This is a genomic window from Coleofasciculus chthonoplastes PCC 7420 (genome assembly GCF_000155555.1).
GTDB classification, from domain to species: Bacteria; Cyanobacteriota; Cyanobacteriia; order Cyanobacteriales; family Coleofasciculaceae; genus Coleofasciculus; species Coleofasciculus chthonoplastes_A.
Map to the genome: position 1 here is coordinate 22,904 of NZ_DS989866.1, position 15,420 is coordinate 38,323.

The window sequence follows — 15,420 nt, forward strand, 5'->3', positions numbered from 1 at the left end:
CTACCAAAAGGGAATCGGCAGGCATCTCATGAACTATTTTGTAAAGATTTTCAGCAAAGGCTTGACAATTTTACCCCTAGCTTTAATGGCTACATTATCATCAGCTCAAGCCCAATCGATTATACCTGCCGCTGATGGTACAGGTACAATTGTCACCCCAGATGGACACCAATTTAATATTGAGGGTGGCAGCTTTTCCCAAGATGGGGCAAATTTGTTCCACAGTTTCCAGCAATTGGGACTCAATGCTAATCAAATTGCTAACTTTATCTCCAATCCTGAAATTCAAAATATCTTGGGACGAGTTACTGGCGGTGATCCTTCGATTATTAATGGTCTAATTCAGGTGACTGGCGGTAATTCTAATTTATTTTTAATCAACCCGGCTGGAATTATCTTTGGCACAGATGCCCGTTTGAATGTCCCCGCATCCTTTACAGCGACAACTGCCACGGGAATTGGGTTTGAAGAAAATCAGTGGTTTAATGCGTTTGGCAGTAATAACTACCTAGATTTAATCGGTACACCCAGTCAGTTTGCTTTTGATATTTCACAACCGGGAAGTCTGGTTAATTCGGGTGATTTGGCAGTGGGGGCAGGGCAGAATTTAACCTTACTTGGCGGTACTGTAGTTAATACGGGACAACTGACTGCACCAGGAGGAACAATTACAATTGCAGCCATCCCAGGAGAGAATCTAGTCCGAATTAGTCAACCGGGACATTTATTGAGTTTGGAAATTGAACCGCAACAGGATAGTTCGGGGCAAATGTTACCGTTTAGTCCCCAGGATTTAGCTACCTTGCTGACGGGTACAGAAGGGGATGTAGATACGGGATTGAGTGTTTCGGCAACCAACGAAGTACAGTTACAACGTAATGGCTTTCGCGTTGACAATGGTGATGTCGTTGCCCAAAATGTGACGGCACAGACAGCTACTCTATCCGCCTTAAATAATCTCACTCTAGTTGAGAGTCAGTTACGAACTACAGGAGATTTGAATCTGTTGGCTGCGAATACAGTGCGAGTGCGCGATAGTGCAGCCAATCCATTTGTAGCTAACGCCGGAGGCAATCTGTATATTCAGGGTGATCAAAGTATTGATATTCTCGCATTAAATCATCCACAGACGCCGTTTGTCAGTGGCAACAACCTCAGTTTAGTCAGCGATGGCAATATATCGGGGGATGCTCACTTTGCGGCTGGTGGCAGTCTTTCAATGCTTAACTTGTCAGGTGGAGTGGGTAATTTTTATAGCCTCTATGATCCCATTATTAGTTCTGAGGGAGATGTTACTTTTGGCGACTATACAGGTGTAGCGCTTAAGGTAGAAGCAACAGGCAGTATTAGAGGTGGAACGATTACGATTACAGACTCACAGAGCGGTATTGGAATTCCCATTACAGATCCAGATTTATTCGATTTGTTCTCTAAACCAACCCTAATTTTGCAGGCGGGTAAAATTAAATTAGATAACCCTCCTAATATATCTCAATTAACATCAGGAATCGATTTTACCCAACCAGGAACACCCTTACTGCCAGCCGGAAGTATTCAAGTGGGAAATATCAACACGTCTAGTGATTTTAAGAGTGGTCCGGTTAGGTTAGAAGCGACAGGTAATATTACTACAGGTAATATTAACGCTAGTACAGAGTTCTTGAGTGGTGAAGATATTTCCCTGACTGCGGTGGGCAATATTACTACGTTTGATCTGGACTCTAGCGCACAATCTCAGGCAGGGAATATTTCTCTAAACAGCAGCAATGGTGCCATTACTACAGGTATTCTCAACACCGCTGGGGGTTTTATTGGCGGTAACATCACTCTCAACGCATCTGGGGATATTTCGGCGAACAATATTGAAACCAAAGGGGGAAGTATAACTTTTGCTGCTGGTGTTACCGGGAGAAGTGGAAGTATTAGTATGATGAGTAACAACGGTAGCATTGATGCCACGGCTGGTTCTATCATTACAACCTCTAGTCTTGGTAATGGAGGTGATGTAACTCTTCAGGCGGCGGACAATATTTTAATCAGGGATATCGATGCTATTTCTCTCTCTTCTTTTTATACGGGCGGCAAAATTACACTTAGCGCTAATCGCACGATTACGATTACAAGTACAGAGTCTAATCGCCCGGTCAAAATCGAAACCAATCAAAATAGTATTACTTTAGACGGTCAAGTCACTCTGGCTGGAGATGTTCACTTGATTACTTCCGGTTCAGATAGTATTTTCTCCACTCCTGACTCCGGCAAAATTATCTTTAATAATACAGTGAATGGTAATTACAGTCTGATTCTAAATCCTAATAATAAAAATCCTGACTCATTTCCAAGTTTCACTTCTCAAACTGGATCTGTTGTCTTGAATGGTACTGTCGGCGGCTTGATACCTTTGAATAGTTTACTTGTTGAAGGAGAGATTACCTCTATGAATCAAGCTGGTATAACTATCAGCGCAAACAATGACATTTCTACAAGGGATAACATCACTGCACCCGGAGGCATTACTCTCTCTAGTATTAGTGGACAAATTACTACGGGTAGTCTCAATTCCTCTGCTTCTGGGAATGGCGGTGATGTGAATCTTGAGGCGCGTCAGGGGAGTATTGTTGTTCGCCATATTGACGCCCAGAGTCGTGATATGGGCAGGGGAGGAAATGTTACTATTACCACAAACAGTTTCTTTCAAGCTAATGATTTTTTCTTAGACCAAAATAATGTTAATGCCAGTATTTCCACAGCGGGAGCCATAGACGGTGGCACAATTATTATTAGTCATGGCGGAAATGGTATGACTCCTTTTATTGTAGGCGATGCCAGAACGAATGGAACATCGGGAGCCATTACCCGAGGCAATGCTAAATCTGAACAAACTATTTCGCCGACTCAAGAGTATCCCTACACCCATATCCAGGATGCCAGACGACTGCAAATACTATCAGTTTTTGATCCTAACTTACCACCAAAACCCCCCAAATCAATCCCCGTGCAGGAACCCAACTCAGTGCCAACTCCAGGTGCAAATCCTATAGAAACCTTCGGCAATCGGATTGGGGAAATTCTGCAAACGCAAACTCAGATTGACCAAGATGAGCAAACTGGAGATTACACGATTTTTTGGTATTCTCCGACGACTCAACTCTCACTTAATGTTCCCACATCTAATACGATTGTATCCAGCACTGACCGCAATTTTGAGGCTGAATTTGAGAAGTATTTTGGCGAAAATCTGACGGATGATGTTGTTACGGCTGAAAGCCTGCGAGAAACCCTAAAGACGATTGAGGGTCAAACGGGAACGAGTCCGGTTGTCATTTATGCTCGCTCATCTGTTGACCAATTAGAACTTGTATTAGTTCTTCCTGAAGGTGAACCGATTCTCAAAATTGTCCCCAATGTAAGTAGTATTACTTTAAAGGAAACTTTGGATGATTTCTACACCAATGTTACGGATATTACCTCTGGGCGCAGCTACCTAGCTCCAGCACAGCAACTCTATCAATGGTTGATTGCTCCTTTGGAATCGGAGTTGGAAGCCCTGGGTATTGATACTCTAATCTTTTGTATGGATGCTGGTTTACGCCTGATTCCGATGGCAGCTTTACATGATGGTAAACAGTTTTTGGTGGAAAAGTATAGTATTGGTTCGATTCCCAGTGTCAGTCTGATGAATACCCGTTATAATCCGATCAAAGATGCTCAGGTTATGGCGATGGGATCGTCTCAATTTAAAACCTTACCTCCTTTAAATGCTGTGCCGACAGAACTGGAGATTATTACTCAAACGGTGTCGTCTGGGCAATCGTTTCTGAATCAAGAGTTTACGCTCAATGCTCTCAAATCTCAGCGTCAACCGTTTGGTATTATCCACTTGGCTACCCATGCGGATTTTCAACCGGGAGATCCGAGTCATTCTTATATTCAACTTTGGGGGGATGAACAATTACGATTAAACCAAATGCGGCAAATGAATTGGCATCAACCGCCCCAAGTTGAGTTGTTAGTTTTAAGTGCCTGTCGCACGGCGTTTGGAGATGTTGATGCTGAGCTAGGGTTTGCTGGGTTAGCGGTTAGCGCGGGAGTTAAATCGGCTTTGGCGAGTTATTGGTATGTCAGTGATGGTGGAACTTTAGCGCTGATGAGTGAGTTTTATCGGCAATTAAAACAACCGGATGTGACGATAAAGGCAGAGGCGTTACGACGCGCTCAACTGGCGATGTTGCGGGGAGAGTTGCGTTTAAATAATGGTACATTGCGAAGATCAGGAGAAACAAATCCCATTCCTTTACCGGCTGAGCTTTCGGGAAATCAAGATTTTTCTCATCCGTATTATTGGGCGGCGTTTACGATAATTGGTAGCCCGTGGTAAAAGTTTAATATTAAGTCAATACTGTTCGGTTAAGGGGAGGGGAGCAGGGTTTGTAGGGGCGGGTTTTATAGATAACTTATGGCAAAAACTGATAACTTGACTAAACCCGCCCTTCAGGGGAAGCAGGGAGAGATTAATGCAATTAAAGCTTATCCGAGCAGAATTGAATACCAAGTTGCGTTCTATCATGTCATTGGAGAGCGAAGCGTGAAGCGCAGCTATAGCCAGGAACGAGGGTCGGAATCTGGATAGATGCTTCGTTTCGTTCCTCCGCTTCGCTTCGGACTCCACTCAGCATGACAGATTTTATCTTAGACGGCAATTTGGATAACGTCCGTTAATTTTGGAGCATGATCCTGAAAAAACCTGAACTCTTCCTGAATTAATCTGAATTAAAGTCCTGAATTTTCATGAACTCATTGATTGAATTAAGATGCAAACTATAACTAGAGCTAACTTCAGGGAAATGATGCTGGAAGCAGATAGGTTTGTAGTCGGTGTGAGGCGTGACTCAAGTGCTAAAGCACTGACTACAAACTATTATTTCCTTCTGGGTGATGATCAACTACGAAATACCTCAAATTCTAATGTTGTGGGGAAATCCAATAGGTATTCTGCTAACTTCAGGGACGTTTCCCCTTCATCCCCTAACCTTACTTTTGGTCGGGTTCTGGAAAACCTCTCTCCAAACCTCTCTCCTGCAAGGAGAGAGGCTTTGAATCCTCCCCCTTCCAGAGGATGCGAGAGCTTTTGTTTCATGGAAGAAGGGGAACCGGATTCTCTTGCTCCCCTCTTGCTCCCCTCTTGCTCCCCTCTCCCAAGCTTGGGAGAGGGGCTGGGGGTGAGGGCTGGCTTGGGTGAGGGGTTGAGCTTAAGTTGACACGGGTGACTGACGTGCGCCCTAGCTGGACTACTCAAAAATCAACAGGAAGATTAAATTTTGTGACAGATTATATTCTCCAATGATAAATAATCTAAGCTGCATTTAATTCCCCTCGTAGCTTTTCTGTCAATCGACTAACTTTCAGGGTTTCGCATCTTACCTAACAACGCTGGCGCTAACACATAGCCAGCCGGATGTAACTGCCACTATGAGGATTTTCATGATGCGAAAGACAACAGGTTACGCTTCTATTCTGAGCAGTCTCTCGGTTACTCTTTTGACGAGTTTGAGTCCAGTTTCGGCGCAAATTGTGCCGGATAATACACTTCCCGTCAATTCTCAGGTGACGGGATGTCCGGTTTGTTTGATTGAGGGGGGAACAGTGCGGGGAGTGAATCTGTTCCATAGTTTTGAGGAGTTTTCTGTACAGACGGGGGGTGAGGCGTTTTTTAATAATGGGTTGGATATTGAGAATATTTTGGGGCGGGTGACGGGGACTAATATTTCGGATATTGATGGCTGGATTCGGGCAAATGGCACGGCGAATCTGTTTTTAATTAATCCGAATGGGATTGTGTTTGGTGAGAATGCCCGGCTGGATGTTGGCGGTTCGTTTGTGGCGAGTACAGCCAATAGTTTTACGTTTCCGGATGGGAGTGAATTTAGTGCGACGAATCCCCAAGCGCCGCCGTTGTTGACGATTAATGTGACGCCGGGATTGCAGTATGGAACGAATTCTCCGGGAGGAACAATTGCTAATGCGGGGAATTTGACGGCGGGACAAGATTTAACCTTAGCGGCGGATAATTTGGAGTTACAGGGGGAGTTATCTGCTGGGAAAGATTTAACCTTACACGCCCAAGATACGGTAAGAATTCGGGATAGTGTCACCCATCCATTTATTGCATCAGCACAGGGAAATCTGCTGGTAACGGGAAATCAAGGGATTGATATTTTTGCCTTGAATCATCCCGATTCGGGGTTGTTTTCCGGTGGGGATATGGTGTTGCGAAGTGCGGCTGATGTGGGCGGCGATGCTCATTATTGGAGTGGGGGAAGTTTTCGGATTGAACAATTGGATGGGAGTTTAGGAATTTTATCGAGTCCTCATGATCCAATTATTCGGGCTATTGGAGATGTGTTTATTCAAGCCTACGAAGGAGCCTCTTTGCACATTTTGGCAGGAGGTAGTGTAGAGATTCCTGATTATGTTTGGATTCAAGGAGCAGATGCAGAAAATGGTTTAGTCGAGAGGGTAAATCTAGCTGATGGAACGATTATATCTATTAATGGACAGAATGAACCGACTCTGGATATTCGCGCTGGAGTTAATCCTGATTTCCTCGGTGAACCTGGTTTAATGGGTACGGGTAATTTTATTCCGCCTGCCTATCCTACTCCTACCCCATCAAGTGCAGATATCAGCATTGGCACAATTTTATTTGCTGAGGCGAATAACCCTTCAATTCCCTTACCAGGAAGACTCTTGTTAACAAATCAGTATCAGCCTAACTCCTCGTTGAATGGAGATATTCAAGTGACAGATAGGTTACAGGGAAGCTGGGGAGCAATTTCTATGGATGGAGGGGCTGGTAATCCATCAGTTATGATTAATTCTCGTGGTGGTATTACTTTGAAAGGTACGGTAAATACTTTTTCCGATTCGGGTGATGGGGGAGCCATATCTCTAACGGCTTTCGGTGATGTTACCTCCCAAGCTATTTTTTCCTATGGAGGTTCACTGGGAGGTGGTGGAGATATTGATATTACGAGTAAAAATGGAGCCGTTCAGATTGAAAATAGTCTCCTTGACAGTAGTACATTTGGACTTAGGAATGCCGGCGACATTAATATCACTAGCCGCTCCCTGGTTTTAAAGAATACTCGATTGATGACCAGAACCTTTGGACAAGGGGATGCGGGCAATGTGACTATTGTTGCTGACGATACAGTTACCCTTGATGATAGTGGTGTACTCAGCTTCGTGGGAAATACAGGAATGGGGAATGGGGGTGATATTAACATTACTGCTGACTCGCTGTCTGTGATGAATGGCGCTTCTATTTCTGCCTCTACTTTTGGAGAAGGAAATGGAGGGCAGGTAGTTATTCGGGCGACGGATAGCGTCTTATTGGATGGGGAAGATAGTGAAGGATTTGTCAGTGGTGTTTTTAGTGAAGTGGGATCTGAAGCTAAAGGGAATTCTGGGGGAGTAGAGATTGAGAGTGGCTCTTTATCTTTGATGAATGGCGCTCTAATTTCTACCACTACTTTTGGAGAAGGAAATGCGGGTAAGGTGGTGATTCGGGCGACGGATAACCTCTTATTGGATGGGGAAAGTACTCAAGGAGACAGCAGTCGTATTTTGAGTGCAGTGTACTCGGGAGCTAAGGGAAATTCTGGGGGTGTGGAGATAGAGAGTGGCTCTTTATCTTTGACCAATGGCGCTCTAATTACTGCTAATACCAGAGGAGAAGGAAATGCGGGTCAGGTAGTGATTCGGGCTACCGATAGCGTCTTCTTGGATGGGGAAAGTACTCAAGGAGGAGGCAGTCGTATTTTGAGTACAGTGGAACCGGGAGCTAAGGGGGATTCTGGGGGTGTGGAAATTGAGGGCGGCTCTTTAACAGCCACTAATGGCGCTTCAATTGTTGCCTCTACATTGGCAGAAGGAGATGCGGGCAAAGTAGTGATTCGGGCGACGGATAGCATCTTGTTGGATGGGGAAAATACTCAAGGATTTCTCAGTGGTATTTATAGTGCAGTGGCATCGGAAGCCAAGGGAAATTCTGGGGGAGTGGAGATTGAGAGTGGGTCTTTATCTTTGAGGAATGGCGCTCGAATTTCTACCACTACTTTTGGAGAAGGAAATGCGGGTAAGGTGGTGATTCAGGCGACTGATAACGTCTCGTTGGATGGGGAAAGCCGTCGAGGATTTGTCAGTGGTGTTTTTAGTGAAGTGGAATCGGAAGCTAAAGGAAATTCTGGGGGAGTGGAGATTGAGAGTGGCTCTTTATCTTTGACTAATGGTACTCTAATTAGTGCTAATACTAAAGGAGAAGGAGATGCAGGTCAGGTAGTGATTCGGGTGACTGATAACGTCTTGTTGGATGGGGAAGATAGTCAAGGAGACAGCAGTCGTATTTTGAGTGGAGTGGAACCGGGAGCTCAGGGGAATTCTGGGGGAGTGGAGATAGAGAGTGGCTCTTTATCTTTGATGAATGGCGCTGTAATTGGTGCCTCAACCTTGGGAGAAGGAGATGCAGGCAAGGTAGTGATTCGGGCTACTGATAGCATCTTTTTGGATGGGGAAGATAGTGAAGGATTTGTCAGTGGTGTTTTGAGTACAGTGGGTTCGGAAGCTAAAGGTAATTCTGGGGGAGTAGAGATTGAGAGTGGCTCTTTATCTTTGATGAATGGCGCTGTAATTACTGCCTCTACTTTTGGAGAAGGAAATGCAGGCAAGGTAGTGATTCGGGCGACGGATAGCGTCTTATTGGATGGGGAAAGTACTCAAGGAAGAGTCAGTGCTGTTTTTAGTGAAGTGGAATCGGAAGCTAAAGGAAATTCTGGGGGAGTAGAGATTGAGAGTGGCTCTTTATCTTTGACCAATGGCGCTCTAATTAGTGCTAATACCCAAGGAGAAGGAAATGCGGGTCAGGTAGTGATTCGGGCTACCGATAGCGTCTTATTGGATGGGGAAAGTACTCAAGGATTTACCAGTCGTATTTTGAGTGCAGTGAACTCAGGCGCTCAGGGAAATTCTGAGGGAGTGGAAATTGAGAGTGGTTCTTTATCTTTGACTAATGGCGCTCAAATTGTTGCTAATACCCAAGGAGAAGGAAATGCAGGCAAGGTAGTGATTCGGGCGACGGATAATGTCTTATTGGATGGGGAAAGTCGTCGAGGATTTGTCAGTGGTGTTTTTAGTGAAGTGGAATCGGAAGCTAATGGGAATTCTGGGGGAGTGGAGATAGAGAGTGGCTCTTTATCTTTGACTAATGGCGCTGCAATTAATGCCTCAACCTTTGGAGAAGGAGATGCGGGTCAGGTAGTGATTCGGGCGACGGATAGCATCTTTTTGGATGGGGAAAGTACTCAAGGATTTACCAGTCGTATTTTGAGTGCAGTGAACTCAGGCGCTCAGGGAAATTCTGAGGGAGTGGAAATTGAGAGTGGTTCTTTATCTTTGACTAATGGCGCTCAAATTGTTGCTAATACCCAAGGAGAAGGAAATGCAGGCAAGGTAGTGATTCGGGCGACGGATAATGTCTTATTGGATGGGGAAAGTCGTCGAGGATTTGTCAGTGGTGTTTTTAGTGAAGTGGAATCGGAAGCTAATGGGAATTCTGGGGGAGTGGAGATAGAGAGTGGCTCTTTATCTTTGACTAATGGCGCTGCAATTAATGCCTCAACCTTTGGAGAAGGAGATGCGGGTCAGGTAGTGATTCGGGCGACGGATAGCATCTTTTTGGATGGGGAAAGTCGTCGAGGATTTGTCAGTGGTGTTTTTAGTGAAGTGGAATCGGAAGCTAAAGGAAATTCTGGGGGAGTGGAGATAGAGAGTGACTCTTTATCTTTGACTAATGGCGCTCTAATTAGTGCTAATACCAAAGGAGAAGGAAATGCGGGGCTGGTAGTGATTCGGACGACTGATAACGTCTTGTTGGATGGGGAAAATAGTCAAGGATTTGCCAGTCGTATTTTGAGTGCAGTGGAATCGGGAGCTAAGGGGAATTCTGGGGGAGTGGAGATAGAGAGTGACTCTTTATCTTTGACCAATGGCGCTGCAATTGGTGCCTCAACCTTGGGAGAAGGAGATGCAGGCAAGGTAGTGATTCGGGCGACAGATAATGTCTTATTTGATGGGGAAGATAGTGAAGGAACTGTCAGTGGTGTTTTTAGTCAAGTGGGTTCGGAAGCTAAAGGTAATTCTGGGGGAGTGGAGATTGAGAGTAGCTCTTTATCTTTGATGAATGGCGCTCTAATTACTGCTAATACCAGAGGAGAAGGAGATGCAGGCAAGGTAGTGATTCGGGCGACGGATAATGTTTTATTGGATGGGGAAAATAGTGAAGGATTCAGCAGTCGTATTTTGAGTGCAGTGGAGCCGGAAGCTACGGGGAATTCTGGGGGAGTGGAAATTGAGAGTGGCTCTTTAAGAGCCACCAATGGCGCTGCAATTAATGCCTCTACATCGGGAGAAGGAGATGCAGGCAAGGTAGTGATTCGGGCGACGGATAGCATCTTATTGGATGGAGAAGATAGTGAAGGATTTGTCAGTGGTGTTTTTAGTGAAGTGAAATCTGAAGCCCAGGGGAATTCTGGGGGAATAGAGATTGAGAGTGGCTCTTTATCTTTGATGAATGGCGCTGTAATTGGTGCTAACACCAAAGGAGAAGGAGATGCGGGGCTAGTAGTGATTCGGGCTACTGATAGCGTCTTTTTGGATGGGGAAAGTACTCAAGGATTTCCCAGTCGTATTTTGAGTGCAGTGGAATCGGGAGCTAAGGGGGATTCTGGGGGAGTGGAAATTGAGAGTGGCTCTTTAAGAGCCACCAATGGCGCTCAAATTGTTGCTAATACCCTGGGAGAAGGAAATGCAGGTCTGGTGGTGATTCGGGCGACGGACAGCATCTTATTTGATGGAGAAAGTACTCAAGGATTCAGCAGTGGTGTTTTTAGTGAAGTGGAATCGGAAGCCCAAGGGAATTCTGAGGGAGTGGAGATTGAGAGTGGCTCTTTAACAGTCACTAATGGCGCTGAAATTAGTGCCGAAACCCGGAGTACTGGTATGGCTGGAGATGTCAGAATCAATGTCACCGACTTTATACAATTGAGCGGCAATAGTGACATCCGCGCTAATGCCACGGCGGGGGGTCCAGCCGGAGACTTGACGATTGAAACAGGGAGAATTTCTCTTGACAATGGGGCAGAAATCACTGTGAGTAGTCCCTCTGGACAAGCGGGTGATTTAACCATCACGGCGGATTCCCTACGTCTCAATCAAGGCAGAATTCTAGCAGAAACCGCAACCAGTGACGCAGAAGGCGGAGCAAATATCAATCTAAATGGCTTAGAACTCCTGCTACTAGAAAACGAAAGCCTAATCTCCGCCAACGCCCTCGAAGATGCCAATGGCGGTAATGTCACCATCGACGCCAAGTTTATCGTCGCTACTCCGCCAACTGGACCCAATGGTAGCGATATCACCGCCAATGCGGTGCGCGGGAATGGAGGGCGCGTCAGCGTTACCACTCAGGGACTCTTCGGGATAGAGTTCCGAGACCAACTCACTCCCGATAATGATATTACCGTGAGTTCTGAGTTTGGTATTGCGGGTAATTTTGAACTCAACCAATTGGGAATTGACCCCAGTCAGGGATTGATTGAGTTACCCAGCAGTTTAGTTGACGCATCGGGGCAAATTATACGGCGCTGTGGCGTGGCGGGAAATCAAAATCGGGGTGAATTTATTGTCACGGGGCGGGGGGGTTTACCGATTAGTCCCGATGAACCGATTCGCAGTGAGTCGGTGTTAGTGGATTTGGGGAATGGAGTCATCGGGGAGCATGTAGAGACGCGCCATGGCGCGTCTGGGGAGCATGTAGAGACGTTGCATGCAACGTCTGGGGAGCAGGGGGGGAATTCCCAATCCCCAATCCGCCAAATTATAGAAGCCCAAGGGTGGGTGAGGCTTCCAGATGGGACGATTGTACTAACGGCTAATCCGCCGACTGTGACATCCCCATTGGCGGAACAACCAACTGACTTTTGTCACAATGATTCACCAAGCCCGTAGGGGCGCAATGCTTGCCATTGGTGTCAACTTAAGCTCAACCCCTCACCCCCAGCCCCTCTCCCAAGCCAGCCCTCACCCCCAGCCCCTCTCCCAAGCTTGGGAGAGGGGAGCAAGAGGGGAGCAAGAGAATCCAGTTCCCCTTCTCCCGTGCAAAAAAAGCGAAGCATCCTCTGTCCTCCCCCCTGCCAAAAAAGCGAAGTATCCTCTGTCCTCCCCCCTGCCAAAAAAGCGAAGTATCCTCTGTCCTCCCCCCTGCCAAAAAAGCGAAGTATCCTCTGTCCTCCCCCCTCTTGTAGGGGGGAACGAGGGGGGTAGGGGGGAACGAGGGGGGTGGGAGAAGCCTAGAAGGGCGGGTTTATTCAAGTTATCAGTTTCTGCCATAAGTTATCTGTAAAACCCGCCCCTACATCCCCTACTTCTCTTTGAGAGCCATTTTAACTCTGTCACACCACTAAAACTCTGAGGAATCTGGATATGAAAAAAATGCCTGTATTTTTAACCCAACGCCAAAAATGGCTAACGTCTCTCGCCTGGGGAATCAGCGCTTTCCTGCTAACTCTAGTTTTGAGTTTAGGTGTATTCCCAACAATGGCACAAATGTCTGGGACAATGGAGAGTGGGCAACCATCGGGGATTGAGCCTCTGCCTGAGTTGATGTCGCTAAAGCGACAACTACAAACTATGTCTACTGCTCAATTGGTACAACAGGGAAACCAATCCTACCAACAAGGACAGTATACTGACGCGATTACCTTCTGGCAACAGGCACTCGAAACCTTCGCCAGCCCAGGGAATCAACTCAACCAAGCGATGATTCTGAGTAATCTTGCCCTCGCCTACCAAAAACTGGGAAACTGGAGTGAAGCCCAAGACGCGATCGCACAAAGCCTAAGTCTACTCCAAACCACCCCCCCAAACAATACCCGCGATCGCCTCCCTATCCACGCCCAAGCCCTTACCAATCTCGGCACCCTCCAACTCGCCCAAGGCGACGCCAAAACCGCACTCACCACCTGGAAACAAGCCACAGACGACTATCAACAAATTGGTGATCAAACAGGCGTCACCCGCAGTTTAATCAATCAAAGTCAAGCCCTAGAAGCCTTAGCACTTTACCCCCGCGCTTGCACCACCTTACTCCAGGTGTTTGAATTTACCGATCACGATTGTCGCGACATCCGCCAATTAGAAGCCAACACCTTCCTCGACACCCTGCGCCAACAAAGTCAAGCCTCTCCCCTGAAACGTCAAGGATTAAATCGCCTCGGTAGTCTCCTACGAACATTAGGAGATTTAACCCTTTCCCAAAAGATTTTAGAACTCAGTTTAACCCTACAACCCCCCACCACCGCCAGCGCCACCCTCTTGGATTTAGGCAATACCAGCCGCGACTTAAGCAATCAAGGGCGAGACTTGTATCAACGTAGCGAAACAATCAACACCTTTCAGCAGGCTCTAAACACCACTCAAACCGCCCTAAACTATTATCAAACCGCCGCTGAATCCCCATCCGATTACCAACAGCAAGCCCAACTAAATCGCCTCAACCTTCTTTTAGACGTGGAAACCTGGTTACAGGAAAAACAAGCCCAACTCGCCCAAAAAGATCCCCAAACCCTAATATTTGCCAATCAAGAAAAATTACCCCAACTGATTGAGGAGTGGTTATCCCAAATTCAGCAGCAACTCTCAGATATAGACATCGCCACCATCCAAACCAACTTCATCAACCTACCCCCCAGTTATGGCGCAGTCATCGCCCAAACCAACCTCGTCCAAACTCTAATTCACCTAAAAAAACGCTCCCCCCAAATTTCTTGGTCAACCCTTGATCCCCTCTTAACCATAGCCCGAAAAAACGCCGAAACGATTAACAATATCCGTGCTAAATCCTACGCCCTTGGCTATTCCGGATATCGATACGAACAAACCCAAAATTGGGCATTAGCCAAAACCCTCACCCAAGACGCCCTCAACCTGGCTCAATCCATTCAAGCCTGGGATATTGCCTACCGCTGGAGTTGGCAACTGGGTAGACTTTATCAAAATCAAGGAGAAACCGAATCCGCGATCGCAGCGTACCAAAGTGCCTATAATAACCTGCAAACCCTGCGCCGCGACTTAACCGCCAGCGCGGCTGATTTCCAATTTACATTCCGCGAACAAGTCGAAGCCCCCATTTACCGTAACTTAGTGGATTTACTCCTACAATTAGACAATCCCTCACCCGCCACACTCAAACAAGCCCGTCAGGTAATGGAATCCCTCCAAATTGCCGAATTAGAAAACTTTTTACAAGAACCCTGTACGCCAACCAATTTAGCGGAAATTGACCGAGTTATCGAAGAAAAAGACCCAACTGCTGCCTTCCTCTACCCAATTATTCTACCCCAACGATTAGAAGTTATCCTCAAATTACCGGGAAAAGATAACGTCTATTCCTACCGCCAACCGATTTCTGAGACTGAAGTGAGAAAAACCCTGACCGAGTTCCGCAAAAATCTCCAATATCCCTACCTTTCCACAGAAACCAAACAACAGTCTCAACTCCTCTATAATTGGCTCATTCAACCGATTCGATCCCGCTTAGACGCCGCCCACATCAAAACCTTAATCTTTGTCCTTGATGGTTCACTGCGAACGATTCCCCTCGCCACATTGTATGATGGTAAACAGTTTTTAATCGAGAATTATGCTATTGCCGTTGCGCCAAACTTAATGCTACAAAATCCGCAACGGTTATCTCCTGATCAGTTAAACGTTCTCGCGGCGAGTCTAACTGAACCCCCGCCAGGATTTGAGCAGTTTGCTAAACTTCCCAATGTGAATGTGGAGTTAACTAAAATTGAGCAGACAGGGGTAACGCTGATCTCACTACGCGATGATCAATTTACCCGAGCAAACTTCAACCAGCAACTGAATCAATCGGCGTTTAAAGTGATTCACCTGGCGACTCATGGCAAATTTAGCTCAAATCCAGAGGATACATTTCTCCTGGTTGCCGATGGTAAACTAACGGTTAGGGAACTAGAAGATCTCTTCCGGATCAGAAACGCCAGCCAAACCAATCTGATCGAACTCCTCGTGTTTAGTGCTTGCGAAACCGCAGAGGGTGACGAACGGGCAGATTTAGGCATTGCTGGAACCACAGTAAGGGCGGGGGCGAGTAGTGCGATCGCGACGTTGTGGAGTGTCGATGATCAGTTTAGCGTGGAGTTTATGCAGGAATTCTATCAGCAATTAAATCAAGGAACTGTGACAAAAGCGGAAGCCCTGCGTCGTACCCAAGCCAAATTTTTGAATAATAATCAGTATCAATCGCCTTTGTACTGGGCGCCCTACATTCTCGTTGGCAGT

At 46.4% G+C, this 15,420-nt stretch carries 4 protein-coding genes; all 4 read left to right on the forward strand.

Features of this window, described 5'->3' with window-relative positions; translation table 11 throughout:
- Positions 1-28: 28 nt before the first annotated feature.
- Positions 29-4,378 carry a CHAT domain-containing protein gene (locus tag MC7420_RS27720; RefSeq protein ID WP_006104727.1) on the forward strand — a complete coding sequence of 1,450 codons (4,350 nt, stop codon included), beginning with the start codon at positions 29-31 and terminating at the stop codon, positions 4,376-4,378.
- 78 nt (positions 4,379-4,456) lie between these two features.
- Positions 4,457-4,630 carry a hypothetical protein gene (locus MC7420_RS40570; RefSeq protein WP_157453358.1) on the forward strand — a complete coding sequence of 58 codons (174 nt, stop codon included), beginning with the start codon at positions 4,457-4,459 and terminating at the stop codon, positions 4,628-4,630.
- An 851-nt stretch (positions 4,631-5,481) separates the two neighbouring features.
- On the forward strand, positions 5,482-12,063 hold the full coding sequence (locus tag MC7420_RS27730) for a two-partner secretion domain-containing protein (protein WP_006104695.1): 6,582 nt from the start codon (positions 5,482-5,484) through the stop codon (positions 12,061-12,063).
- 474 nt (positions 12,064-12,537) lie between these two features.
- A partial coding sequence (locus MC7420_RS27740) for a CHAT domain-containing protein (RefSeq protein WP_052307561.1) occupies positions 12,538-15,420 on the forward strand: 2,883 nt, incomplete at its 3' end.